The organism is Desulfovibrio sp. TomC (assembly GCF_000801335.2).
Classification (GTDB): Bacteria; Desulfobacterota; Desulfovibrionia; order Desulfovibrionales; family Desulfovibrionaceae; genus Solidesulfovibrio.
The window spans coordinates 72,424-97,776 of sequence record NZ_JSEH01000007.1 but is presented as its reverse complement, the minus strand read 5'-3'; the positions used below and the strand labels follow the sequence as shown (position 1 = coordinate 97,776).

Here is a 25,353-nt window from a genome sequence, read left to right as displayed (position 1 = left end):
CGCAACCGCCTTACTGCCCCGCCTTGCCCGGCTCCTGGCCCAGAGGGATGTCCAGGGACATGGCCTTGCTCTTCGAGCCGCTGTTGCGCACCATGCTGCCGGCCGGCTGGTCGGCCAGATCGTCAACCGGCGAGCCCCGTCCGATAACCTCGATGATGTTGGGGCCTTTGTAGACGAGCAGATTGCCCAGGATGTCCCGAACCTTGCGGGCGTCGATTTCAAGTTTGACAAAGGCGTTGCCGCTTGTGTCCCAGCCCCAGCCGCGGTTGGGGCTATTCAGTTCGCTATTGGGGATATAAGCCCCGAAAATGGCGGAACAGACCTTGGACCGGTTGATGTCCTTGGTCAGCACGAAGTTTTCCACCTTGCTCGAACTGAAGATTTTTTCACCGATCATCACCTGGGCCAATTCGTCGTAGGCGTTGACCTGGGCGGCCCGCAGGGCCATCAGGGCCGGCCGGGCGGCCTCGGAAGTGGTGCCAAAGCCGAAACCTTCCACGCGCACGCCCTTGAACCGGTGTTTTTCACCAAGGACATTGACGATATCGCCCAGTTCCAGATGCCCGAAGGCCAGGGCGACGTCTTTGTCCTTGTCGTAAATCATCTTGTCCACCATCACGCCCTTGAGCACGGCAGCGGCCACGGTTTCCTCACGCAGATTGGGGTCTTCGGTAAGACCGAAGCGTCCCTCGCTCTTGACCTTGAAGCCGATGACCGACTCCATGATGTTGCGTTTGAGGTCTTGGGTGGCCATTTTTTCAGACATCAGCTGCCGGTTGCCGGCGGCCAGGGCCGTGGTGGCCAGCAGCAGGACCAGGAGAGGGGCGAGGACTGTGATCTTGCGCATAACAGGCTCCTTGCGGGCGGCGTCTTTGGCGGTGGTCAAAAGAGGGTACCGTCGCGTTTGGGAAAAGAATCGGGACAGGTGTCCGCGAAGCAGCCACAGCCGGGTGCCTTTCCCACTTTCCTGATCCGGGAGGCGGCGCGGTCCCGGCATCGGTTGCGGTCGCCTGGCGGGGTGGCCTGCGTCCTGAGACTGAGGACGCAAAAGCTCCACCGGGGTGTGGGCTGCGATTGGGTACGAGGGCATGGTCATTCGTCTCACCATCCGAAAAATTGCAGCAGGCGTTGCAGGATCGAGGGTTCTTCGGCGGGCTCGGCCGGGGCCTGCTGATGCGGGCTGACCAGGGGGTCAGCGGCCGGTCCGCCTGGGGGCGGAGGGACAATTGGCTTGCCGTCCTTAATTGTCAGCGTGCCGGTGATCTCGGTGCCAACCGGGATATCAAGGTTTCCCAGGTGCACGGACATGGCCGGGTCGCGGGGACCAAACGCCGTGTCCATGGCCTGTTTGGCCGCATCGCCTTCCACCCGGACGGCCGGTCCGGGGCTGGTTCCGGTCGGGGCCACGGAGAGGCTGTCCACGGACAGGACAAGTCCGCCCGGGGCGGCCGCATCGGGTTTGACCCGGGCGGTATAGCGTACGGACCCGTTTTGGGGGATTGGCTGTTTGTCGAAGAGATGTTGGGCGATCTTGCGCGATAACTCCTGCTGCCGGGCTTGCCAGGCCTTGGTCAGGGCGGCGTTGCCGGCCAGACAAGGGGAAACGCCAAGAAGCAGGAGGGCGAGCCAGAGGCCGATCCGCAACCGCATGGGAGACTCCTTGCCGCGCGCTGTGGGCGTTTGGGGATCACCGCGCCCGACCCTGGGGGCGGGCGCGGCTGGGTATGGCGTCAGTCGGCCGGTTAAAAGTCGGACGGATCAATGGCCCGGCCGCCGCCGGTGAAGCTTTTTTCCACCTTGGGCGTTTCGGCTCTGGGCGCCTTGGGCCGGCAGCGCCCCTGGGCGTCGGCCAGGGCCTGACGGGCCGGCAGGAAGCCGGGGTCCAGGGCCAGGGCCCGCTGGAAGTTTGCCTTGGCGCTTTGGCAGTCGCCATCAAGGAGGGCCAGATTGCCGAGGTAGAGAAAGACCTGCGGATTGGCGGAACCCATGGCGCTGGCCTGAGCCAGTTCGCGTCGAGCCTGGGGATAGTTCCCGGTCTCGTAGCTTAAAAGGCCCAGGGCTTCATGCAGACGCATATGCCCGGGGGCCACGGACAGACCGCTGCGATAGGTGTCCTCGGCTTGGCGGGTCATGCCCATCCGGGCATAGCACTGGCCGAGGTACCAGTAGGCGTCGGCCAGCCCCGGCGCGAGGCGGATGGCCGAGTCGAACTGGGTCGCGGCTTGGTTGAAATCTCCCATGCCGAAGGCGCGGATGCCCGCGTCATAATAGTCCTGGGCCGACGCCTGGGGGGCGGCGGTGACGACCACGGTCTGCGGCTGGCAGGCAGCCAGTCCCATGACAAGCAGACAGGCGGCGATGCTGGTGATCAAGGCTCTGGCCATGTGGCTCTCCTTGGTTTGGGCTTGCGCCTATTTCATCTTGTCCATGTCCGCCACGGCCTTTTGCACCAGGCGCTGGGACATGGTGTCGAGGGTGACGATTTTGGTCTCGGATTGCGACACGCCAAACGCGCCGCCGCCTTGGGAATTGATTTCCATCTTGTCTTCAATGTAACCGGTGGCCACCTGTTCGCCGGTGTTGGCGTCGAGGATCTTGTAGCGCAGGCCGACGATCCAGATGGCAGCGGCTTCATTGGAATGGACCGAGCTTACGGAGGCGTCGGCCACGTAACCGCCGGCCCCGCCGATGGCTGATCCGGCAATGGCGCCAAGCCAGCGGCCGTCGAAACTCTTTTTGACTTCAGAGACGGGTTCGGCCTTGAGGATGTCGAAACGCACCAGCCAGTTGGTGGCCTTGAACTTGCCTTTTTTAAATTTTTTGAGTTGCTTGACGTCGCCAAGGTTGGCTGCGATTTCGATTTCCTTGAGCATGGGACCAAGGTCGGAGCGCTCAAGCACGGTGTAATGGGCCTTGCCCAGTTCCAGTTCGGCGTAGTCGGCGATATTGTTGCTGCTGACTTTCTGGGTGAAGGTGGCGTTGGCGCTCTTGATCTCGCCGGGGATGACCACGAGCATCGGTCCGGCCTTGTCGCTGTAGGTAATGGGCTGGTACATGGCCTGATCGGCCGCTGCGTTGGCCTGTTTCGAGGCTGTGGTGGACACGCAGCCCTGAACCAGGGAAGTGGTCGCCAACAGGGCCAGGACGCCGAGTACATGAAACCGCATTGTTCTCCTCCGTTTCGGTTAGGTGTTGGGGAACGCCAGTTACAAACGCCTGGAGCAGGGGCACTGGTTCAGAAATTTTTGACCGAGTCGAGGGTGGTGGCCGGCGGCTGGTCGCCGCTTAACGTCCTGGCTGCATCCGGCACGACCTCGGCCACCTTTTTAAGCGTCTCTTCGGACTTGACCAGTTCCCGCAACCGCTCCGGCGAAGACTGGACCAGCCCGGCCGGAACCGTATGGCCGAGACGCTCCATCAGGGCCGGGGCGTCGAGATTGGAGGCAAAGGCCAGTTTCACCACATCGCCATGGGCCGAGTCCAGGGTGAAGGCTCCCTGCCCCATTTTCTGGTTGAGGGGGACGAGGATGGCTTTTTGGAGAAACTCGCCGAAATTGCCCCGCGTCCCGACAAACTCCACTTCGAAAAGCGAGGTGGCGGATTTGTCGAATTCCCGGAAGTCCACATTGAGCACCGGGCGCAGGCCGATGAATTCTTTTTTGATCAGCTGTCCGGCATCATAGCTCGGCAGGCCGGTAATCTGGATCTGGTAAATCTTGGCCGGCGTCTGGAGATGCTCGGCGAAAAATTCCTTGGAAAACTCCGCCCCGATCATGCGGCCCACTTCTTCAAGGGCCTGGTCCTCGTCGGCCCAGCTCTTCTTCTGGGGCACCTTGCTGTTGTAGTAGATTTCCTCGCCGGTATGGTTGTCCACGCATTTGATGGTCAGCGAGGTCAGCACGTACTTGGTCAGGGTGAGCCCCGAAGCCGGCAGTTTGGCGCTGACGGACTTGAATTTGGCCTCGCCGCTGATGGCGAAATCAGCCGCACGGGCTCCCTGGCCGGTTGCGGGTCGGCCATCGTCGGACCAGATCCGGTAGCCGAAGCTCTTGATGCGTTCCTTGATGATGTTCTCGGCCACAGGGGAGCGCTCGGTCACCACGTCGGTCCCCCGGGCCGCGTCACGGACGTTGACCTCGGCTGAGATGCGCGGATTGCCGTAGTCTTTGAGGGCGGCCATGCGCTCGTCCCGGGACATTTCCTTGAGCGCGTCTTCGAGACCCCCGACGTAGACCTCGGCTTTCATAAGCAGATGGGCAAAACCGTCGTCCGCCACCCAGGGGTCGGATTCCTTCAGCACTTTTTTGATGATGCCCTGGGACCGGGAAAACACCCGGTCCTTGATGACGGCGTAGTTCTCGACCAGGGTCGAGGATTCGACGTAGGCCCCCACGGCTTTTTCCAGGATCTGGTTCTTGGCGTCGGCCCGCAGCGCGTCCAAAAGCAGGCCCTTGTCGCGGGCATAGGCTTCGCCGGTCGGATCGGCCAGACCCTCGGCCGTGACCACGATGGTTTTTTCCGGACCGGGCACGGCCTTGGCCGGGGCAGTGTCGGCTTTGGGCTGGGCCGCGACCGACGGCAGGGCAGCGCACAGCAGGACGAGCAGGGCAACGGCGGAGGTCAGGCGAAAGCGTTTCATGGGGCGTCCGGTGGTTTGGGGTTAGCGACCGGCCTGGGTGCAAAAATCGCGGTAGAGTTGCGCCACGGCCACTGCGCCCTCGTCCTCGACCACGGCCAGGGCCGCCCCCACGACATCCTGGCCGGCCCAGGATTCCGCAGACAGGCGCTGGCTGGAGAGCACCCGTCCCCGGGCGTCGGTGAGGGTCATCATGATGGTGACGGCAACCTCATTGGCGTTGACCATGAGGTTTTTTCCGGCCCGGCCACTGATGACGCCCCGAATGAAGAAATCTGCGCCGACACGGCCGGAGGCAGCCAGGGCGGCGTCGGGATCGTTGTTGAGGATGGCCAGCCGTTCGGCGGCTGCAATCTTGGCCGTGATCTGGGCCTGAGTGATGGTGTTGAGGCCAAGCTGCTGCAACTGGTTGTTGATGGCTTCAAACAAAACGCCAGATCCGCCAAGTGAAAGTTTGCCGCCGGTACGTTCGGCCAGGAGCAGGGCGATGCGTTTGCCTTTCAGGCTGTCCCGACACGGAGCGGAAAGGGCCGCGCCAATGGTTGCAGCCTTGGCGGAAGAGGCCCGGGACTCCTTGGCTGATTCCTCAGAGAAGGAAAAGGCCAGGCTGTGGGCAGGAATTGCAATCAGGAATAGCATGAGGAGAATGGCGGACAGTCGGTGCATGATCGCTTCCTGCCGTATTCCGGCTGCGTTAAAGTTCTGCGTACGGTCAATTTCGTCATTGATCCGAAATTGCCAGTAGATCTCCCACATAGCACAACATGTGGCGAAAAGGCCAGCGGCTTGGGCTGTTGAATCTGAAATCAGTCATCGAAAATGCGCCGACAAGGCGCGTCCTGTCCAAAAGAAGCAGGGGCGTCGCCGACCGCCGAGCGGCGTTCCCCGTCCTTGAACCGGTATGGGGCGAAGGAAGGGCGCTCTATCGGCGGCATGGCAACTCGCTTACGCTGTTGCATCCCGTGCGTAGCGGCTTAGCTTCCGCCTCCGAAATAGTTGCTTTTCCCCGGCCTGGGGTCAAAGGGGGCCGGCGTCATGGGAATCGTGGCAAATTCCTCGCGTTCCTTCTCCGTCAGCGCCCGCACCGAACCTGGCAGTTTGGGCCGCAAAAAAACGGCCTGATCCGGTTTGGCCAGCACCGATTTGAGTCCGCGTTGATCGACCACCACCTGGCTGCCGTGGGATGCGCGCAGGGCATGCAGTTCTTCCTTGACCGTCTCGGTCGGGATGCCTTTGATTGTCTTGGTTTCCGTCACAATCTTGTGGTCCACGGTGGTGCCCCGGATACCGATGACGGCCAACGGCGACTCCAGGCGCAACCGGGCCGGATCGTTTTGAACCACCTTGCCCGAGACATAGCGGAAAAGGCCCTTGGCCATGCGCAGCGCCTGTTTGGAGGAGTCCATGTCGTGGGGATCGTAGGCGAAATCGGCCATGAGCACCCGGCTGTCCGGGCCGATGTCCAGGGATGAGCCGTCGGTAAAGACCACCTTGCCCTTGTCCTCGGGGCCGGTGGACAGATCGTCCTCGACAAAGACGGGTCCGCCGGTGGCGAGGGTTCGTTCCGGGTCCTGGCCGTGTTTGGCCCGGACCTGGCCCTTGGCCTCGGTCAGCTCACCGGCCTTGTGCAACGTGTCTTCGGTTGTGGCCGGGGGGGGCGCAGTGTCCGGCGTTGGCTCGTCTGCCGCAAGCGCAGCGCAAACCAGGAGCAAGGAAAGCGACAATACAGCCAGGGCCGCCCGCAGTACGCTGTTTCGCATCATGCCCGTATCCTTTGGGGAGCATTAGCCAGAGTTGTCTTTCTACCGCTATTGTCGGGCCGCAGCCTCGGGCAACATCCCGGGCTGCGGCGCTCGGGGATGCTACAATATTTTTTTATCGTCAGCATCGATCCAGGTGGTAATTCTCCATTGCCCGTCCTCTTTGACCAAATCCAGGACTGCGTCCTTGGCGTAGGTCTGAGACTTGCCTTTGGCCGTTATCGCATATGAACCGCTGACTTTGACCTTGCAGGTATCGCCCTTGTACTCGACAAGCTCACAGTTGATGGCAGCGATATCAATTGTATAAGTATCGCGCCATTTGGGCGAGCTCTGGGCCAACGAGAACATTTTGTCATATTTATTGTGGAATTTCTCGTGATTGTCTTTGACCAGGGTGGCCAGGACGGCTTCCTGGTTGAGATTGGCGTAGCCGTCGAAATTGCACCGGACCGAGGTGAGAGCCGCTTCCTTGTCCTTTTCCCGGGTGTTCTCTTCAACCTTCTTTTTATAGTCGGCCAGGACGGCTTTTTCTTTTTTCGGGCTGATGCCGGGCTCGGTCTTTTTGTGTTTCTTGCCGCCGGACGCTTCCGTATCACTGCCAGCCTTGGCCTGGCCTTTATACTGTTTGTCGATTTCCGCCACGGCTTTTTGAATCAGCCGCTGGGCCATCGTGTCGAGGGTGATGGAGGTGCTTTGCTGGTTTGTGGCCCCGAGGAAGGAATTCATGGACGTGGTGGCTTCCATCTTGTCTTCGATATAGCCGGTCGCCACCTGTTCGCCTGTGGCGGCATTGACGATCTTGTACTGCAACCCGACCAGCCAGATGGCCGAGGTGTCGGCGGTTTTGGCCGAGGCGACCGTCTGGCCGATGACTTTTCCGGCGGTGCTGCGCTCGCCCTTGTTGGCAATGGTGGCGATGAGGTCGATGACGGCCCCGGCGGTTTCGCCGTCAAAGCCTTTGGTCACATAGACAGTGGGTTCGGCTTTGAGAATGTTGAAGGTCACAAACCAGTTGGTGCTCTTAAACCGGCCCTTGCGGAAGACTTTGAGAGCTTCGGCGTCGCCGAGGTTGGCGGCCAGGGCGATTTCCTGGAAGAGCGGTTGGACATCCGCCCGGTCAAGGACGGTGAAACTGTCCTTGGACAGCTCTATCTCTGCGAAATCTCGAAGATTGTTCGAGGTGACTTTCTGGATGAACGCGTAGTTGGCGCTTTTGATCTGGCCGGGCAACACCACCACTTCCGGGCCTGGGACCGAGGCATTCTCATAGGCAACAGGCTGATACAGGGCTTGGTCGGCCAGTTCGGAGGCTTTTTTGCCAGCGCCGACGCAACCGGACAGGGCGAGAACCGCCACAAGCAAACCCAGGCTGAAAACCTTCTGCATTGGACTTCCCCTTTGTTGCCGTTGGTGCGTGTATGGCAGGCAGCCGCGGATAGAATCCGTCACGAGCCTACGTATCTTAAGCCTTGCTGTAACAGCATCGCCTCGGGCCAGACAGGGCATGCTCCCAGGCAGAAACCAGCCCGCCCTGGTGGTCGATAGGCCTTCCGGATTCGGGTTGCCCGTTGACCAGATGGCGTCTGGCTGCGTGTTGTTTGGCGCACGCTGCTGACGTCAGGCTTAGAGACATTGTACCGCCATTGGGGCACGGCACAAAACCCTCACAGCGATCTGGTTCTGATGGTCAATTTGCAGGAAAAAAGAAACGTGTAACGACAACACGCCTGCAATGTACTATGAAACAATGGTCAAATCATTTTGTCGCCGAAATATTAAGCGACCGTCCCAACATAAAATGGTCAAAGTATACGGATATTATCACTGCACTGGTGCGGTTAATATTTACAAATCAAAACTACGTAGTTTTAGTATTTGTTGTCAAGAGGAAAGCAACGGTTTGTCGCATTGTCCGATCAGGCCGGAAAATGATTGCAGTCATCCGGGCGAGCTGTGACGGCGTTTCCTTGGTGCGTCTGTGCTGCGGCCTGGCGCGATCCTGCGCTATTTGCGGATGATCCATTGTTCGGTCGCCAGTGGCAGAGGACGCGATAGCATCGGTTCCGCCCGCAGCCTTGCTGCGGATCTGATCAGTTTGCGTTGGGGATAACGCGTGCGGTTGGGAGCGGTTGTTCCCGGGGCTTGGCGGTTGCGTGGCGGCGAGTGCGGTCCTGGCGGCCTCCATGAATCAGGTGACCGGACCGGGGTGCCGCAGCCCCTGTCCCGTTTCTGGGGACTGTTGGGGCTTGCTCTGGCCACGGCCAGATTGGCCGTCAGATGCCGCGCATGCACGGCCAAGCTCCTTTTGGGGAGCTTCGCGGTGCGCCTTATGCGGCACGGGTCGGGATTTGGGGGACGAGTGGGCCCAGTGGCCGCGGCAGTGTCTCTTTCAGAAAAGCCACTGCTTTTTCATGCTTCTAAGGCGGCTTCAGGCTTCTTTCGGATGGTGCAATACGCCCAGGGAAGGTTCGTGACTGGGAGCGCCGGCGAGTTTTCGGGTCAGCCATCCAGAGCATCCTGCGCTCAGGAGTCCCCAGCACGAGATCCACGAAAGACAAAAGACCCAAAACAGGGCGTAGCTTACGGCCAGGAAGGGGCTTCTCAAGCCGGCTCGTCGAAGATGATTGTACACCAGCGCCGGCAGTATCGCGGAGAGGGCGCAGCTTGCGGCCAGCAGCATGAGTGTCGTTGTTGGATGCAGCAACAACGTGATGAGCAATCCCGCTTTCATGGCTTCCGTCAACGGGAGGAAAAGGAGTTCCATGGTTCCGGCAAGGCGCAGCCAATGCATGCCGCTGTCATGTTTGCGAAACCGCCGACCGATGAATTGCGCCATGACGAGGCATTCCCGTACATTGCTTCGAGCCCACCGCAACATCATGCGGCAAAGCCCTTGGTAGGCCACAGGGACTTCTGTCAGGACGACCGCCTCATTCTGATACACGACACGATAGCCTTGGCGCAGCACAATATTGGACAGGGCTCTGTCTTCGCCGATATTGGCGGCGCGTCCCAGGAAGGTTTGCTCCGCCCAGGCCGGCAGACTCGGGGCGACAGCCGAGATTCGATAGGCTGAAAGGGCGCCTGGAGTGCACAAGACGCCTCCGTAGACGCTTTGGCCCCGGCGTTGGAAGTCAAATGACATGGTAAAGGACAGGTCGAGCATTTTGGGGATGAGGCCATGGCCGACGTTGAGCACGCGGACATTGCCGGCCACCGCCCCGACCTTTGGATCGGTTGCAATCGGACTCACGAGATGGCGCAAGGTGTCCGGCAGGATTTCCGAATCCGAGTCGAGCGTGACGAAGACGCTTCCCCTGGCCTGGGCAAAGCCGGCCAACAGGGCATGGCGTTTGCCTGTGTTCGAGGGCTGGCGGATGAGTTGGATTCTTGTCGGGAACTCGGTTGCCGCCAAGCGCATCCAGGTCCATGTGTCGTCTTGGGACCCGTCGTCAATACACAGCACGTGCATCTTTGCGGGCGGATAGTTGCTGGCCATCACGGAGCGCAGCGTCAGCAGGACTTGCCGGCCTTCGTTGTAGGCCGGGATGATTATGGTCACCATGGGCAGCGTGGCGTTGTCAACCGGGGGAACTGCACGATACTTCCAGGCCATGACCAGACGCCAACTGAGCAGGAGGGCGGTCAGAGGGGCAAGCCCGAGACTCATGTTTTCATAGAGTATCAGGATATCGTCTTCGATGATGCCCATTACGTATTCTTGTTCGCTCAAAATGGAGAAGACGGCGGCTCCGCCGATGAGGAACGTGAAGGCCAGGACTGTAATATAGGATAAGTCGACTTGGGTAAGTTGACGATTTGATTTCTCTTTCACGTACATTACCACTCTATTGCCAAATTGAAATGTTTGCCGGTTCGATAGGCAAGCCCGATCTAGAGTGAAGAAAGACGAAAAGCCAGTTACAGTTCTGATGGGAGGCCGCTTCGCCAGTTGCGAAAACCCGGGGAAATCGGAGCATCCCCGCACATGCGGGGAACACGCCGAAAAGGGCGGCAATGCACGGCCTGCGATGGGGCTGGCTATGCCAAATGAAAAGGCCTTCTGGGAGCCGCCCAAAAAGCCTTTTTGCAAAATGTTCATTCAGAGGATGGTGATTTTTTAGAAGGCGGGAGTCGTGGCAAAGAGGGGAGTGGTTGCAGATTGTATTAATTCATAGCAAATACGACAGGTTATGTTTTCTTGTGAGGCCGCTCATACCGGGTGGGCTTTCGAAGATCGTACAGAATCTTTTACCCATCCGGGCAAGGGCGCGAGAGCGGGGCGGAAGTTTGTGCCTGGCCCCCACGACAAGAGCACCGTTGCCACATGCGCGCATTGGTGACTACAAAACAGAGGGATGCCAGCAAGGCTGCGACAGAGCCATTCCCCCTCTCGTCCTGGCGAATACTTTGCGCCTGGAGCGTCCTTCCCCCTCTGTCTGGCAGGCATCCCATGCATCACCGCCTACAGACTGTCGACCACGCCGCCGTCCACCCGCAAGGCTGCTCCCGTTGTGGCCGAGGCCTGTCTGGAGCAGGCGTAGACGACCATATTGGCCACCTCCTCGACGGTCGCGGCCCGGCGCAGGATTGAGGAGGGACGGTTGGCCATGATGAAAGCCGCCGCCGCTTCTTCAAGGCTTTGCCCTTTGGCGGCGGCCTCCTCGCTCAGCATGGCGGCCACCCCTTCCGACAGGGTCGGACCGGGCAGCACCGAATTGACCGTGACGCCCGTGCCGGCCATCCGCTTGGCCAGGCCACGCGCAATGGAGAGCACCGCCGTTTTGGTGAAGCCGTAATGAATCATGTCCGCCGGGATGTTCAGCCCCGATTCCGACGAGAGGAACACCACCCGCCCCCATCCCTTTTTTGCCATCCCGGGCAGATAGGCCCGGGAGAGGCGTACGCCGGACATGACGTTGACTTCAAAAAAACGAGTCCATTCCGCATCGGGGATCTCAAAGAAATCCTGCAGACCGTAAATGCCCAGGTTGTTAACGAGGATATCGCAGTCAGGATGGGCGGCGACCAGGGCCTGGCATCCCTTGGCCTCGCCCAGGTCGCCGGGAAATCCGAGCAATCGGTCCTGCGGAAGAGCGCTGGCGAGTTTGTCCAGGGCGCGCTCGACCGCACGTTGCGAACGGCCGTTGACAACGACCCTGGCGCCGCTGGCGGCGAGCCCCTGGGCGATGGCAAATCCGATGCCCGCTGTCGAGCCGGTGACAATGGCCAATTTTCCAGTCAGATCGATGTGCATGATTTGTTCTCCTTTCAAGCAGAGCCGGTCCACCATGGACCAACGGCAGCGGCTGAAGGGGGGGGCACAGGCCCAAACCGCTCCGATTGCCGTCTGCGTTTTCATTCTACCACATGTTTGGCAGAAATACAGAAGGCATTGGCAGCAACAGGAGAGAGCGTCGCGGACGGGCGGGGGTGACTCAAGGAGGCGGGCCGGGCTGGACACGGCAGGATGAAGAGAATGTGCCCTGGCCGTGGATGTCCTCACACGCCGGCAATCTTCACGCCATATTAACCGAGAGCGGGGGGGGCAGGGGCGGGTGACAACGACAGCAGAGCCCAGATTTTCAGACCACCTCAAAAGGTGAGGATTACTCAGGCAGCAAGGCAACATGGAACTCTTGCGGCAGAAGAGGTCACAGCCCTGTCGTCACAGGCAACGTTGCAAGCAATTTTCGCGCTGGCTGTAAATTTTCATCGATTTCCAAAGCTTTTTCGAGCATTTCTCTGGCTTGATCCGGTTTTTTTGCCGAAGCATATATCTGCCCGAGTTTATAAAATATAGCAGCATTATACTCGTTTTTTACAATGTCGTTAGCGATCAAGCTTGCTTCGCCATTTCTTCCTCGCCGCAACAAATCGGTTACATAGGATAGGAGTCGAGAGGTGCACTCCGATACTTTTTCGTATTGCGTAACCACGCAATAGACATTTGCATTTTTTTCTTTTTCTTGCTCACTCAGGGCATTGAAATGACGATTTGATTCATCATGTCGTTGCCGAAATGCATTTACCAGCTCTGGAGTTCTGAGGACGCCATTGCCCTCGAAGTGGAGGTATTCTACCGCAGAACGATGGTATCTTTTTGTTGAATCAATGATCGGAAGCAGGTTTTCTGACAAGAGTAAATGGCGTAAGCGAGATCGGCTGAAACAATCAACATGGCCGTATGAAAGCATCATGGCTGAAGACACAAGATCAGCAGGCATGTCCAATGGGACTTCGATGTATTGATAGCGCGCCACTCTGCGCATTTCTCGCAACAATATACGAGGGTATTCAATGTGTTCTAGGACATGCGCCAGGATGACCAAATCAAATGTATTATCCTCAAAAGGGATAGTATATCCATCGAATATATCGCATGAGGCCAGGGAGTTAATCCCCAGACTACGGATAATTTCCACTCCTGATGACGAAATCTCCAATGCATGGAGCTCGTTGGCAAAGGCTTTCCGGTCAAGGCATTTGAGAATAGAACCTTCACCAGCTCCGACTTCTAAGACGCGGTTAATTCTTGCCTGGGGTATCTTGGAGCAGAGCTCGATGATATTGTCGGATTTCCCCTCGGCACAAAGCATACGCCATTCACTCGGTGCTCCATATTCGGTCTCCTGGATTGCAATCTCAAGTTGTATGGTCGTCACGGCGTACCTTGTCCTTGTCGAGAGTGGCGTTTCCCGTGGCGGGCCGATCATCGCCACTTGGTCTTGTCGAACACTCCGCCCTTGGACAACTCGCCGGTCTTGTGGCTGTCAAAGCGGAAGTCGCTGTGGACACTGCCGGGCGATGCTTGACCCTCAAGACGAAATCGCCACCAGGGCGAAGACGCCTACGGCAAGAGTAATAGCTATGATCCATTCCATTGGGTGGCCAGCTCAGTAATCTTGCTCCTACGGGGAAGTCCGTAGGACGATCGTGTCGCGCCCAGCGCGTTTGGCCTCATACATTGCTTCGTCAGCGATGGCGAGCATAGGGTCGATGCTGTTTTTGACCGTAACAAATGCTGCCGCGCCGATACTGACGGTGACGGGCCAGCGGTGTTCCCGCATGGCTGCCAGAATGCTGCTGCGCAGGTTCTCTAATCGGGAGATGGCGTCTTCAGCCTTGATGCCCGGCATAATGACAGCGAACTCGTCGCCGCCAAGGCGGGCTAACACATCTTCGGCTCGAAAATGGGCCTGCATAATTTTGCTGACGACTTGCAGCAAAGCGTCACCCGCAGAATGACCCAGGGAGTCGTTCACCTCTTTAAAATGATCCAAATCCATGAATGCGATAGAGACAGGCAATGACTGTCTACGGATGATTTCCAGAACTTTTAGGCTAATTTCGTAGAAATATCGGCGGTTGTATAACCCCGTTAGCTGGTCTTTTCGAGAAGCATCCCACTCGTCTTGCATAGTTTGTCGCAGTTTCCTCATGAGTACGATTACAAAGAATATAGTGAGTGCCCTCGTTGTTGTGTTAAAGACAATCGCCATAACTTTGGACTGTTCCCCGGCAAGTTTAATATCACTAAAGGCCCAATCCGCCAAACATATGATGGCAACAATGGCACAGGAAATATCTCCCAGCAGCCAGGAGGCTGCCAGCACGGGGAGCGAATAGAACACATTGAATTCGTAAGCGAAGCCTGTGATGTAATGCAGATAGGCGATGAGGTGGATCAGGGCAATGAGCCCGAAAGCCAGCAGCAGTCGCGTCGCCGGGCTTGGTTTCCAGAGGAACTTGTTCTTCATGGAGGCGCTTAGGTTCAAGTATCCGGTTAGCCGCCGTCAGGGCAAACGTGCCTTCGGCATAGCTGTGGTGAGGATCCCCACTCCATAACGAACTGATAGCAAGGACGGTGGGACTTGTCATCTTGCCATGCTGCCGAGGCCCGTAGCGCCTGCACACTGCGGTCATGCGGTCGGCATGGGGAAAGTGCCACAGGCGGGGTCGGAACGGGTAGCACAACCAGAACACCCAAACGGGGCAGCAGGGGCAAGATGGCGGGAAGCACGGGCAAAATACAGACAGAAAGGGCAAAAGTGTGCAGGTGTAGGCAGATGCGGGTGCCCCCGGTGGCAGGGCAGAACCTCGCGGGCAATGTCTTTTCAGCCGGGAGGGACTGGCGTATCGACACAGGAAACGAGGCCTCGGTCGCAAGCTATCTGGTATAAGTCGAGGAGCGGCGGGGCTCGGTTGCCAACCGCGGCAAGTCGGTTTGGGGGTCAGGTGCACGCAATGTCCAACCCATTTAAAGGCAGATTGATCTCTGTGGACTGTATGCGGGGGCTTGTCATTGCCTGGATGATCTTGGCAAATAATCCTGGAGACTACCTGCATGTCTACCAAGAACTGACGCATACGCCCTGGAACGGCTGGACCGCCACGGACTTCGTTTTCCCTTTGTTCCTCTTCATTGTCGGCGTATCCGTGGCCCTGTCCGTCAACCGCGAGAAGGTTCGGGCCGGCGGGGGCGCTCATTTCTGGTGCAAGGTTTTCAGAAGATCTGCGCTCCTTATTGCAATCGGTCTGTTGGAAAACGCTTATCCTTGCTTTGATCTGGCCAGTCTGCGCATCCCAGGCGTGTTGCAGCGCATTGCCGTGGTCTATGTCACAGTGGTCTGGTTGCAGGTCCGCTTGCAAAATAGGGGGATCGTCGCCGTGATCGTGGCTATCCTGATCGGCTACTGGGCGCTTATGGTTTTTGTGCCTATTCCAGGCGTCGGTTATCCAAGCATGGATTCCCACGCCAATCTGGAAGCTTGGCTGGATCAGGTCATGCTGCACAACCACATCTGGCAATACGACACACAATGGGATCCTGAAGGCATTCTTTCCACCTTCCCCGCCATGACGCTGGGGCTGATCGGTGTATTGGTCGGCCGGTGGCTGCGTTCGGGCAGACCAGGTATGGCGCGGGCGTTTGTCTTGGGGCTTGGCATGTTTTTGACCGGGCTGTTGTGGCACGAGTGGTATCCGATCAATAAATCTATTTGCACCAGTTCGTTCGTGTTGTTCGCGGGCGGGTTTGGCGTCATGATGCTTGTCGCCTGTCATTGGCTCATTGATGGACGCGGCAAGACGGCCTGGACCAAGCCGTTCGTGATCATGGGCGTCAATCCGTTGGCGATCTATGTCGTCTCCGAGTTTGTCTCGGCCACGCTGTATTGGATCAAAATTCCTGACGGGAGGCCCGGGGGCATAAATCTGCAAGCATATCTGTTCAAAACGCTTTTTTCGGGCTGGACGTATGGCTACCTGGCTTCCCTGTCCTGGTCCATACTCTTTCTGCTAGCGATGTTCCTCGGGGCGTGGGCGCTATACGCACACCGCATCGTCGTCAAACTCTAAAATCTCTTCGGAAAAATAGCGGCAAGTTCAGGAGCTTGCGGTATGCCGGGATTGTTGCCCTGGCGTTCCTGACCGGACTGACCTTTGCCGAGCCGGGCGACCCTGACGGCTTCCTGGTAAAGTGGATGGGATGGGAGCGGGACCGGGACAAAGCCATGGGCTAATCACCTGTGACCGGTATATGAGCGGCCTGCTTCCCTGGCGGAGGTGGCCGCATGGGACTAGGCAGGCGGGGACAAGTGTGGACAAGAGGAGCAGAATGTTTGTGGGGAGTCAGGCAGAATAAGAAATGGCGTGGTGCTTAGATCGAATAGGCCGGACGTAGGCTAAACGTAGGCCTGACGTGGACTTTCGGACGCCCGAGGCTTGGCTCGGACGCCCGAAGGGCAAGATGGGAAAACTGGCAAAAAAAGGGTGGCCGTTTCAGGCAAAGTGAGAAGCTCACCCTGCCTACCGCACGTACTCTCGGCAACTCCAGACCACCCGACCAATGATCCTCACAGATTCCGAGAGCTGGCCGTTCATGTCAACTTCAACGGGGGCATAGCGTTCGTTACGGCTTCGCAAAATGAGCTTTCCGGGTACACGATCCAAATATTTTACAAAGACTTCGTGCTCAATACCTACTGCAAAAAGCCCACCTGATATTATTGCGCTCTGACTTTCATCGATGAGGACCGTGTCCCGGTCAATCAAGACGGGCTCCATGCTGTCGCCTGCCACATCCATCAAGACCATTTTTTTGGGTAGCCCTTTGCGTCTTAAAAAATCGGTCTTGAACGCATAATAGCCAATCACTTCCCCTTCAGTCTCCAGACTTCCGGTCCCTGCCGCCAACCGTGCCTGGACTTTGGGCACCAGTGTGTACCCCATGGCCGGTGCGGCTTCCGGATTCATGTAGGGCGGTTCATCCGCTGGAACAATGCTCGGCGTCGTTCTTGTCGCTTCGGCATTGCCCCGCTCCATGACACCTTCCCCGGTGACAAGCCAATCAATCGAAATATTTGTTTTTTTTCCTATTTGAAGAAACCAAGCCGGTGGAATTTTATTCGCCCGACCAGCTTTATAGATGGCGTCCTTACTGATCTCAAGGAAAGACGCCAAACTGTCTGGGCTGTTGCCCCGTATGGCTTGGACCATGCGCTGGATTGTCGCATCGAACTCTTTCCGACTTTCCGAGACAAAGTCGGAAGAAAAGTCGGAAGCAGGGTTATCTCTATTTTTATCTGTCATATTGGCCTGTTGCCCCACAATCGTCCCACCCCGATAAGAACGAAAGTCGGAAATGGCGATTCCCTTGTTGACGAATTTTCTTCCACTATGTAGAGCTTTAGTCGTGGGCGACGGTTAGCCCGCTACGAACGTAGCTATCAGGGGCGGCACACGAACTCAATGTCCGCCCATACGAAAATTTTGGATTGGAGTTGTCGAAAACAATGCCTACGGCCCGACGCCTCTCCCTTCTTGATCTGCCAAGCCTCAATCTTGATGCGGACATTGCAATGTCCATGGATCGGATTGTCGAGAGCGCTGGTCTGTCGCGGGGAGAGGCCGTGGACCAACTCAATGCCGCAGCTCGGCGGTATGGCGTACGGCTGGCTTCCGGCAGCGCCAAGGAACTTGGGCTTGCGACATTTGAAAAATGGCTGAACCCAAATGAGCCCGAATATGTGCCTTCCACGCGAGCGCTCAATCTCTTCTGCCATGTGTTTCAGTCACCGGAGCCTTTGGACTTGCTGGCCCGCTCACATGGTTTGGGCTGGCGGGTCATTGACGACGAAGACTTCAAGCTCTTGGAATTGGCCCGGATGGAACGTGAAATAAAGGCGCTTCGGGCGCGAAAAAGAAAGATCGAGGCGGAATTATGAAACGCGACGGAAACAAAATTCGGGCGTGGATGGTCGAGCGCCGCATATCAGTGTCAGATGTGGCCCGCAAAGCTGGCATTGCCCGTTCCATGGTGTCTGAAACTATCCATGCCCGTCGTAACAATCGGAAAGCTCTGCGTGCGCTCATTGAAATTGGTTGTCCCGTGAAGCTCCTGGCCCTGCCGGCAGATCTCCAGGACAAACACGCCGCTTAGGTTATTTTTACTTTCGAGGACGGCTGCACAATGCAAGACAGATATCCGGCTAAAGTCATCGCTCAAGCCTTGGACATTTCAGAGCGGGCAACCAGAATGCGCGCCGACAGAGATTCCTGGCTTTGTGAGGTTGAGGCTTGCCGTGGCGGCAAACGCCGCCTGTATCTGGCTGCGGCCCTGCCTGAAGACGTGCGGGCTGCCCTCATCGCCTATGAAGGCGCGAATGTTCCCGCCGAAGTATCCGATACGCCCCTGACCGACGCCCAGCGGCGCAAGGCCCTGGCCAAGGCCGATTTGGTGCGGCTCTATACCGAGGTGTTGGCCAAAGCCGCCAACAAGGGCCGTGCCCGTGATGAATTCATCACGGCCTATACAGCCGGTGTCTGGTCTGCCATCCGAGACGTTCTTGGCGACGTGTCGTGGAAGTCCCTGGAACGCTGGAAGCTGGCCATGCGCCGTACCGGCTCGGCCCTGAAGCTGGCCGACACGCGCGGCGGCGTCCGCCTTGCCCCTGTCGTGACCGAACGACACGCCCAAATTTTACTCGCCCTGGCCCGCCATCCCAACAAGCCCCGCTTAGCCGAGGTCTGCCGCATGGCCCGCGAGGCCTTCAAGGCTGCCAGCCTGCCGGATTGCGCCGACATCACGCTGTACCGGTATCTCAAAAAGTGGATGACGCTCAATTTCGGGGAATGGATCTATGCCCGCCAGGGCAAGAAGGCCTGGAACGACCTGTGTTGCCCGTTTATCGAACGCGATTACGACAAGATCGCCGTGGGCGACATCCTGGTGGCCGATGGCCATGCCCTCAATTTCGAGATTCTCGACCCGGAAACCGGCAAGGGCGCGCGCATGGAACTGGTGCTGTGGTTCGACATGGCATCCAGCTACCCGCTCGGATGGGAAATCCTACCCACGGAAAACACGCTAGCCATTGCCTCGGCTTTGCGGCGGGCCTGTCTGCGGCTCGGGAAGTTCCCCAAGGTGGCGTATCTCGACAACGGGCGGGCGTTTCGCGGTAAGTTCTTCAATGGCGTGGACCTGACCCAAAGCGGCCTTGGGGGCGTGTTCCAGGAACTCGGCATCGAACCGCTTTTTGCCTGGCCCTACCACGGCCAATCCAAGACCATCGAACGGTTTTTCAAGACCTTTGGCGAACTCGAACGCTGGATTCCCTCCTATGTCGGCACGTCCATCGAATCCAAGCCGCCGCGCCTCATGCGCGGGGAGAAGCTCCACCGCAAGGTCTACGAGGCATCCGGCGGCCGGCCGCTGACTCTTGAGGAAGCCCATACCGCCATTGCCCGTTGGTTCGACGCCTATGCCGATCGCCCCCAGCGGGGCCATTTGAGCGGCAAGGCCCCAGCCGAGGCGTTTGCCGCCGGAGCCGGCATAGGCCTTGGCGAAAGCGATCTGGCCAGGCTGCGGCTGTGTATGCTGTCCAAGGTGGTCCGCAAGATCGACCGCAACGGCGTCAGCCTTTTTGGCCAGTCGTACCGCCATCCCTTCCTGCACAGCCTGCGCCATCCGGTGCTGGTGCGCTTCGATGACCAGGATCGGCGGTCGGTGCTGGTCTACGACCAATCCGGCAAGAACCTGATCTGCGAGGCCACGCCCGCGCCGAAGGTGCATCCGGCTGCCCGCATCCTCGGAACCGCTGACGATCAGGCCGTCCTGACGGGCGAGATCGCCTACAAAAAGGCTTTGGAAAACCAAGTCACGGCCAACGCTCGCGAATTTTTGAGCTCCGTCGTGCTGCCCGAAACGCAAAGCCGGATGCGGCTTGTCGCGGCCGGCAAGGCGGTACCGCCGGCCCTGCCGGAAGCAAAGGCCCCGGACGTGGCTGGCATCGAAGCCGCCAAGAATGCGGCCAGGGCCAGGATTGAAGCCGCACCGGCTTACGTGCCGCCGGCACAGATGGCCGCCATCGTCAGTGAACTCGACCGCTACGAATACCTTTTCAATCTGGCCGTCCGGGACGGTGTGGCCCTGCGTGAAGCCGACGCCGACTGGATGGCCCGCTACGAGCAAACCGAGGAATACGCGGCTTGCGCGGCTGGACGTTACGAACGCCTGCGCATGGTTTACGAGCGCCGCCGCAAGGCCGCCAATGGGGGAGGAGACGCATGAAATCGGTTTTTGTGGAGACGGGCAACGTGACCGCCTTTCGGCGCGCCGTGCTGACCGTCGAGGACGTCCAGCGCGGACAACCCGGCATTGTCGTGGCCTGGGGACAGGCCGGCCGGGGCAAGACCTTTACGGCCCGCAACAGCTACACCGAACGCGGCGGCGTTTTCCTCTCGGCTTGGGAGGGGATGACGCAAGCCGCCTTCCTGGGACGGCTTTGCAAGGAGACGACGGGGGCCAATACCACTCCCCGATCCGCCCATGCCTGCAAGGTGCGCATCATTGAGACCTTGGAAAAGCGGCGCGACCAAGGGCAGACAGTCACCATCTACATGGACGAGGCCGACCGTTTGCACTTTGGGCGCATCGAGGATCTGCGCGACATCCACGAGGCGACTGGCGCGGCTGTGGTCTTGATCGGAGAAGAAGAACTCATCGGACTCCTGTCCGAGCGCCGTCGCATTTGGCGGGCCATCCGATCGGCAAAGCCGGGCTTCTCCTGGACGGACATCGCCCAGGTGTCCCGCGTTTCCTACACTCATACTCGGAAATATGGGCAATGGCTCCTGGATGAGGCCTTTGTCGAACGGCATGGGCGCAAAGGGGCGACGTATCTTTTCCGGGCCACGCTTCGGGCCAAGGACACGGTGGAAACGCCGTATCCGCCACAGGACGTCACCGATCCCTTCGAGGTGGAGCGGAATGCGGCCTGCCGTTTGGTCCGATCCTTCATGGAGCGCGATCCTTACCAACCGGCCGTGCGGGGCAAAATCATCGACAACTGCCGGGCCATCCTGGCCCGGTTCGAGAAAGAGGAGCAGGAGCAATGAACGCAACGAGCATCCCCGAAGGGTACATGCAGGACGGCCAGGGGCGGCTGGTGCCGGCCAAGCTGGTCAAGGACGTGGACAAGACCCGCGACCAGCTCGTGCGCGAGATCGCGGGCAAGGCGCTGGCCCTGCGCGAGGCCATGCGCGGGTTTCGCGACGACGCCATGGGCGACGTGGCGGCCTTTGTCCAGCTTTCGGCCGAGCAGTACGGGGCCAAGGTGGGCGGCAACAAGGGCAACGTGACCCTGACGAGCTTTGACGGGGCGTTCAAGGTGCAGCGCCACATGGCCGAGCACCTGACCTTTGATGAACGCCTTCAGGCGGCCAAGGAGCTCATTGACGAGTGCATCACCGAGTGGACCGAGGGCAGCCGCGACGAACTCAAGGCGCTGATCCTGGGCATAGACGGCCGGTGGTGGGTCACGGTCGGCGGCAGCGATCTGCCCGTGGCCGTGGATACGCTGCTTGCGGCAGACAAGAGGGATGTATGAGCATCATCGACGACGTGCTGACGCTGCTCGGCAAAGGCTTTCTGCCCTACCAAGGCCATGTGGATGGCAGCGTGTACGAGCCCCTCGGTTGCGGCAAACGCAAGCCCCGATGGTTTTGGAAAGAGCGAAAATACGTGTGCCTGGGCTGCGCCAAACGGTGCAGCCTGGTCGATCCGGCGGGGTTTGAGTTGATGCTGCCGGTGACGTATCAGACGAAGAAGCTGGCATTTGCAAGTTTGCCGGCGGTGTCGGCGCGGGAATTAGTCACCAAAAAGGTACTTCTGACGATACCTGAGGTTGAATTTGTCCTATCGGTAGGTAGAAGTAAAGTTTGGGAAATGATACAAGAAGGCCGTCTTGACAAACATCCAGATTCGCCCCCGGCCCGGGTGACTGCCGAGAGTGTATGCCGCGAACTCACGACTACAACAATAAAAAAGTAATTGTTTTTTACATTGCAAAACTCAACACTCTAGCCAAGTGAAAACGATGACATACCAGAAAAATTAAGAGCAAATGGCGTAATAAGCATGGCTTGATTCCAATTTGGAATAACTGATCTAAAAATAGTCGGCACGATACAAGGCAGGATTGTTATGATAATTGGCTCAGAAGAAACTTCTAAATTAACGCTAATAGAAAAAAAGCTTCAAAGCCTCTCCGAGCACGAACTCACTATTGATATTTTGATCCCTCTTTTTCAAGCCATAGGCTACTCCAAGATTGACTACAATGGCGGGCCTTATGAAGAAGGGAAGGATATAATTTGCTGGAAAAAAGATGAGCTTAATGATATTGAGCTCATGGTGTGTCAAGTAAAAAAGTACAAACCTACCGCAAAAGCCTCTGACAACAAAAGTTTTATGGAGGTTGTAAACCAACTACAGCAGGCATCAGAAAAAAGCGTCCCTAATGTTGATGGAAATTCTTACAAACCTAATAGAGTTTATTTTATCACTCCATATCTTCTAAACACCAGATCTCTGGCTACAAGATTTGAGAAATACCAAGAATTACGTTCGCGAATGGTAAAAATACTAGATGGCCATAAACTTACTGAACTTTGTTTGAGCAAAATACCAAAGCAAATAAACAAAATTCTTGGCATAAAATCAACATACACGCATATTGCACATAAACTTAACAACGAAGACCTAATGAGCGCCCTACAGCAAGACTCTCCAAAAGACATATCGCTATATTACACTGACTTAGAATTCAAAATTGGAAAAGTTTCCCTGCAAGATACTTTATCTCTTAAATTTAACAGCATAGACTTCAGAGGTGCTATCGATTGGGCTCACTGGGAAAATCTTTTGCCAGCATGCACACAAATCAAATATATTTCTGGAATAGATATAGTTTCCCCTTCAATAGACAAGATACAGTACAGATTTATGAAAATAAAAGATAAAATACCAAGTCTAAGAAAAGCTCTCGCAAAAATTTCACTTGCAAAATCGCAATCAGCAGCCCTTATCTTAAACGATTACCGCAGTTTTAAAGAAGCGATTGTCGACTTAACCCCTTTACTAAGAGAAGACGACACCAATCCAGGACATTTAATACACTACATCGGGCAGCTTGGCCAAGACATCGACAGACTTATTAGTAGCATAGGAGGAAACAATGACACCAATACACTGGGAGTTGTAAATGGCATCCTGCTAAGATATAAGCTTTACTTCGACGAGCACAAAGCTGATGATGGAGCCTTGTTGCCCCCTGCATTGGCAAGGTTCATAGGCCTATCCTCAAAATATCAACGACAGCTGACAATTATAAATCGAGTTGACGTCAAAATCAACAATCCATCTATATTTTTTTCAATTGATACATCTCTTCTTGCGACAACTTTAAATGATTATCAAATTACCATCTCATCGTTTATTGATAGCCACAAGAAATCCAAGCCAACACAAGATAAAATAAAATCATTTCTTAAAACATGCCTTGATAATTTTTCATTAATAAATATGATACAATCAAACAAGGCATTACGGAAATATATTACAATATCAAAAAACAAAGAGGATGCTGGAAAGAAAAAAGTACAGGTCAACTTTTCGATACTTGACGCTTTTGACGCAAATATGGATTTTCTTGTACTTGGTGAAGCCGGTGCTGGGAAGACAACATGTTTACAAATGTACATGAAAAACAAAATACAACATAGGGATGACAGATTTTATCTGTACTACCCCCTCTCGAAACTTTACCAGACCTATGCGAATCACAAAAAATCTTTCGGCAACAAAATCGAGACAGATACTATAGAAGAGTGTATCTGTCTGTATTATACTGACTTTGGATGCGAATTAAAAAAAGAAGATTTACAGACCGAATTGCAAAAAGAAGCGACGCTACTGCTAGATGGTATCGATGAAGCTATTAAGAAAGTTCCTAATGTAGTAGACTTGATCCTTGGGTTAAAGAAAAGATACCCCAATTGCCAGATCATCACTAGCTCACGTGCAAGTGGAAATTACCTTGAGGATTTTCCATTTCTGTGTGCAACACTGTTGCCTTTCACAAACAAACAACGAAGCCAAGTTGTTAAAAATTGGTTTAAACACGACAAAAACAAATCAGAACAAATCCTTATACATCTAACAATACAAACAGAAGTGTCTGATATTGTAAGAAGCCCTCTTTTAATAACAATTCTCTGTGTTTTGGCTGAAAACGATATACCATTACCAGACAGCGAAATACATCTTTACGACCAAAGAATAGAACTGCTTCTCGGCATGTATGATGTTCATAAAAAAATTAAAAGAATAACGTCTCCTCGTCATGAATTAAAAGACATTGCCCAAAAACTTGCATTTGGAATGCATACACTAGGAGTACGAGAAATTACAGAAAAACGAGCAATAAACTTGATAAGTCGATACACCAACGGATCAATTGAAAGAAGTAAAATATTAATTGCTTTTAGAGAATTGATAGACCCATGTAACATACTGGTTGCAATGACAGATAAAGGCCGATTTGGGTTTGGCCATCTTCGGTTTCAAGAATATTTTGCTGCTTCTGAGCTATGCCAAAACAGAAGTATTGGCATTGGTACGTTGATGGATGAACCTTGGTGGGAAGAAGTTTTGATACTGTTTTCAAAAAAAACGAGTGACATTCGCTTTGTTTTAAACTGGGCTATTCATAATGGGAAAGAGCAAGTCTTACGGAATACACTGCTCAGAATGATAAAAGCAAGGCCAAAAGAAGAAAGTGCTGAATTACTTAAATTTTACAAATTACATAGCGCTGGGCCACATAGCATTAGCGTTGGTCCTACATACGAAGATCTCTCGGCTCTTGACGATATGTAATATATTTTTTTGAACTTCCGTCTTGCTTATTTTTTATCGCATCACCAGACACGATGGAGCCTGTAATTTCTGGTGTGTAGGCTACTTGACTGCCATACTTGAACACGAAACGTAGTTTTGCAATAAAAACTTAAAATTGTATTTATTTCCGTCCGCATCCGTCCATTCGAGGCCTGTGTCTCGTCCTTCCTCCGCCTATGCTCACTCCATCCAATCTGGAGGTGCAGCATGGCAACCCTCTGTTTATCAATCGCTGGCGTAAATATTGATGGCACAGCTTCCGCACTCGGCCTTCCCGTTGAATTACCTCAATCCATGATCATGGTCGAATCGCATGGCAATCCCTTCGCCACGCGATTCGAACCCGCCTTTTTTGACCGCTACCTCAAAAACAAGCCGTTATCCTTCGTCCCGCCCGGTTGCTCCAAGGATACTGAGGCCATCGGCCGCGCCACGTCCTGGGGTCTGCTCCAGATCATGGGCGAAACCGCCCGCACCATCGGCTTTCGCGGCTGGTTCGGCGAGCTACTCACCCCCGAAATCGGGCTTGAGTGGGGCTGCCGGTATCTGGCCCGGCTGCGCGACCGGTTCCTGAACACCGGTGGCTGGGAAGTCGTTTGCCGCGCCTACAACGGCGGTCCCGGCAATGCCCACAATCCCGCAAACACCTATCCGGCCAAGGTGCTGGAGCATCTGCCGGGCGGCGTCTGGCCGCAGGAGGGCTTTTAACC

22 protein-coding genes are annotated in these 25,353 nt (G+C 56.1%); 9 read left to right on the top strand and 13 right to left on the bottom strand.

The genetic code is table 11. The annotated features are described in order from the left end of the window. Nucleotides 1-10: 10 nt before the first annotated feature. The 12 genes from NY78_RS08460 to NY78_RS08405 all read right to left on the bottom strand — a co-directional run bounded on the left by NY78_RS08460 (nt 11) and on the right by NY78_RS08405 (nt 14,159). Nucleotides 11-847: a hypothetical protein gene (locus NY78_RS08460; RefSeq protein WP_043634332.1), complete on the bottom strand. Its 837-nt coding sequence runs from the start codon at nt 845-847 to the stop codon at nt 11-13. 254 nt (nt 848-1,101) lie between these two features. Then, nucleotides 1,102-1,650 (bottom strand): hypothetical protein, encoded by a 549-nt coding sequence (locus NY78_RS08455; RefSeq protein ID WP_043634329.1) that lies wholly within the window; start codon nt 1,648-1,650, stop codon nt 1,102-1,104. A gap of 92 nt (nt 1,651-1,742) precedes the next feature. Further along, on the bottom strand, nt 1,743-2,384 hold the full coding sequence (locus tag NY78_RS08450; protein ID WP_043634326.1) for a tetratricopeptide repeat protein: 642 nt from the start codon (nt 2,382-2,384) through the stop codon (nt 1,743-1,745). Nucleotides 2,385-2,411: 27 nt separating this feature from the next. After that, nucleotides 2,412-3,167, bottom strand: coding sequence for a hypothetical protein (locus NY78_RS08445; RefSeq protein WP_043634324.1), 756 nt, complete (start codon nt 3,165-3,167; stop codon nt 2,412-2,414). A 68-nt stretch (nt 3,168-3,235) separates the two neighbouring features. Continuing rightward, a complete protein-coding gene (locus NY78_RS08440) occupies nt 3,236-4,639 on the bottom strand; it encodes a hypothetical protein (RefSeq protein ID WP_043634321.1) in 1,404 nt (467 codons plus the stop codon). A gap of 21 nt (nt 4,640-4,660) precedes the next feature. Further along, nucleotides 4,661-5,302: a hypothetical protein gene (locus NY78_RS08435; RefSeq protein WP_043634320.1), complete on the bottom strand. Its 642-nt coding sequence runs from the start codon at nt 5,300-5,302 to the stop codon at nt 4,661-4,663. A 308-nt stretch (nt 5,303-5,610) separates the two neighbouring features. After that, on the bottom strand, nt 5,611-6,399 hold the full coding sequence (locus NY78_RS08430; RefSeq protein WP_043634318.1) for a FecR family protein: 789 nt from the start codon (nt 6,397-6,399) through the stop codon (nt 5,611-5,613). Between the two features lie 99 nt (nt 6,400-6,498). Beyond that, complete coding sequence (locus NY78_RS25225) at nt 6,499-7,785, bottom strand: hypothetical protein (protein ID WP_197084219.1); 1,287 nt, start codon at nt 7,783-7,785, stop codon at nt 6,499-6,501. 1,042 nt (nt 7,786-8,827) lie between these two features. Continuing rightward, nucleotides 8,828-10,240 (bottom strand): glycosyltransferase family 2 protein, encoded by a 1,413-nt coding sequence (locus NY78_RS08420; protein WP_047960091.1) that lies wholly within the window; start codon nt 10,238-10,240, stop codon nt 8,828-8,830. Nucleotides 10,241-10,864: 624 nt separating this feature from the next. Further along, nucleotides 10,865-11,656, bottom strand: coding sequence for an SDR family NAD(P)-dependent oxidoreductase (locus tag NY78_RS08415; RefSeq protein WP_043634316.1), 792 nt, complete (start codon nt 11,654-11,656; stop codon nt 10,865-10,867). 397 nt (nt 11,657-12,053) lie between these two features. Next, nucleotides 12,054-13,064, bottom strand: coding sequence for a methyltransferase domain-containing protein (locus tag NY78_RS23055; RefSeq protein WP_197084218.1), 1,011 nt, complete (start codon nt 13,062-13,064; stop codon nt 12,054-12,056). Nucleotides 13,065-13,310: 246 nt separating this feature from the next. Then, the gene (locus tag NY78_RS08405; RefSeq protein WP_043634313.1) at nt 13,311-14,159 is read right to left on the bottom strand and encodes a GGDEF domain-containing protein; all 849 of its coding nucleotides are present in this window, start codon (nt 14,157-14,159) and stop codon (nt 13,311-13,313) included. 487 nt (nt 14,160-14,646) lie between these two features. On the opposite strand from NY78_RS08405, the gene NY78_RS08400 reads away from it, so the two are divergent. Further along, the gene (locus tag NY78_RS08400; protein ID WP_043634310.1) at nt 14,647-15,759 is read left to right on the top strand and encodes an acyltransferase family protein; all 1,113 of its coding nucleotides are present in this window, start codon (nt 14,647-14,649) and stop codon (nt 15,757-15,759) included. Between the two features lie 450 nt (nt 15,760-16,209). Here NY78_RS08400 and NY78_RS08395 read toward each other — a convergent pair whose 3' ends face one another. After that, nucleotides 16,210-16,992 (bottom strand): LexA family transcriptional regulator, encoded by a 783-nt coding sequence (locus tag NY78_RS08395; protein ID WP_053062164.1) that lies wholly within the window; start codon nt 16,990-16,992, stop codon nt 16,210-16,212. A gap of 320 nt (nt 16,993-17,312) precedes the next feature. On the opposite strand from NY78_RS08395, the gene NY78_RS08390 reads away from it, so the two are divergent. The 8 genes from NY78_RS08390 (at nt 17,313) to NY78_RS08350 (ending at nt 25,351) form a co-directional block, all read left to right on the top strand. Continuing rightward, complete coding sequence (locus NY78_RS08390; protein ID WP_231583855.1) at nt 17,313-17,627, top strand: hypothetical protein; 315 nt, start codon at nt 17,313-17,315, stop codon at nt 17,625-17,627. Next, complete coding sequence (locus tag NY78_RS08385) at nt 17,624-17,842, top strand: helix-turn-helix transcriptional regulator (protein ID WP_043634304.1); 219 nt, start codon at nt 17,624-17,626, stop codon at nt 17,840-17,842. Before NY78_RS08390 ends, NY78_RS08385 begins: the two co-directional genes overlap by 4 nt. A gap of 96 nt (nt 17,843-17,938) precedes the next feature. Beyond that, the gene (locus NY78_RS08380) at nt 17,939-19,972 is read left to right on the top strand and encodes a Mu transposase C-terminal domain-containing protein (RefSeq protein ID WP_231583852.1); all 2,034 of its coding nucleotides are present in this window, start codon (nt 17,939-17,941) and stop codon (nt 19,970-19,972) included. Beyond that, nucleotides 19,969-20,799 carry an ATP-binding protein gene (locus NY78_RS25460; RefSeq protein ID WP_047960089.1) on the top strand — a complete coding sequence of 277 codons (831 nt, stop codon included), beginning with the start codon at nt 19,969-19,971 and terminating at the stop codon, nt 20,797-20,799. The genes NY78_RS08380 and NY78_RS25460 overlap by 4 nt, the downstream gene beginning before the upstream one ends. Continuing rightward, nucleotides 20,796-21,290, top strand: a complete 495-nt coding sequence (locus NY78_RS08365; RefSeq protein WP_053062163.1) for a DUF3164 family protein — start codon at nt 20,796-20,798, stop codon at nt 21,288-21,290. Before NY78_RS25460 ends, NY78_RS08365 begins: the two co-directional genes overlap by 4 nt. Continuing rightward, complete coding sequence (locus NY78_RS23045; protein ID WP_053062162.1) at nt 21,287-21,733, top strand: hypothetical protein; 447 nt, start codon at nt 21,287-21,289, stop codon at nt 21,731-21,733. The genes NY78_RS08365 and NY78_RS23045 overlap by 4 nt, the downstream gene beginning before the upstream one ends. A gap of 153 nt (nt 21,734-21,886) precedes the next feature. Beyond that, the gene (locus tag NY78_RS23600) at nt 21,887-24,622 is read left to right on the top strand and encodes an NACHT domain-containing protein (protein ID WP_082139926.1); all 2,736 of its coding nucleotides are present in this window, start codon (nt 21,887-21,889) and stop codon (nt 24,620-24,622) included. Nucleotides 24,623-24,850: 228 nt separating this feature from the next. Next, the gene (locus NY78_RS08350) at nt 24,851-25,351 is read left to right on the top strand and encodes a transglycosylase SLT domain-containing protein (protein WP_043634297.1); all 501 of its coding nucleotides are present in this window, start codon (nt 24,851-24,853) and stop codon (nt 25,349-25,351) included. The last annotated feature ends 2 nt before the right edge of the window (nt 25,352-25,353 follow it).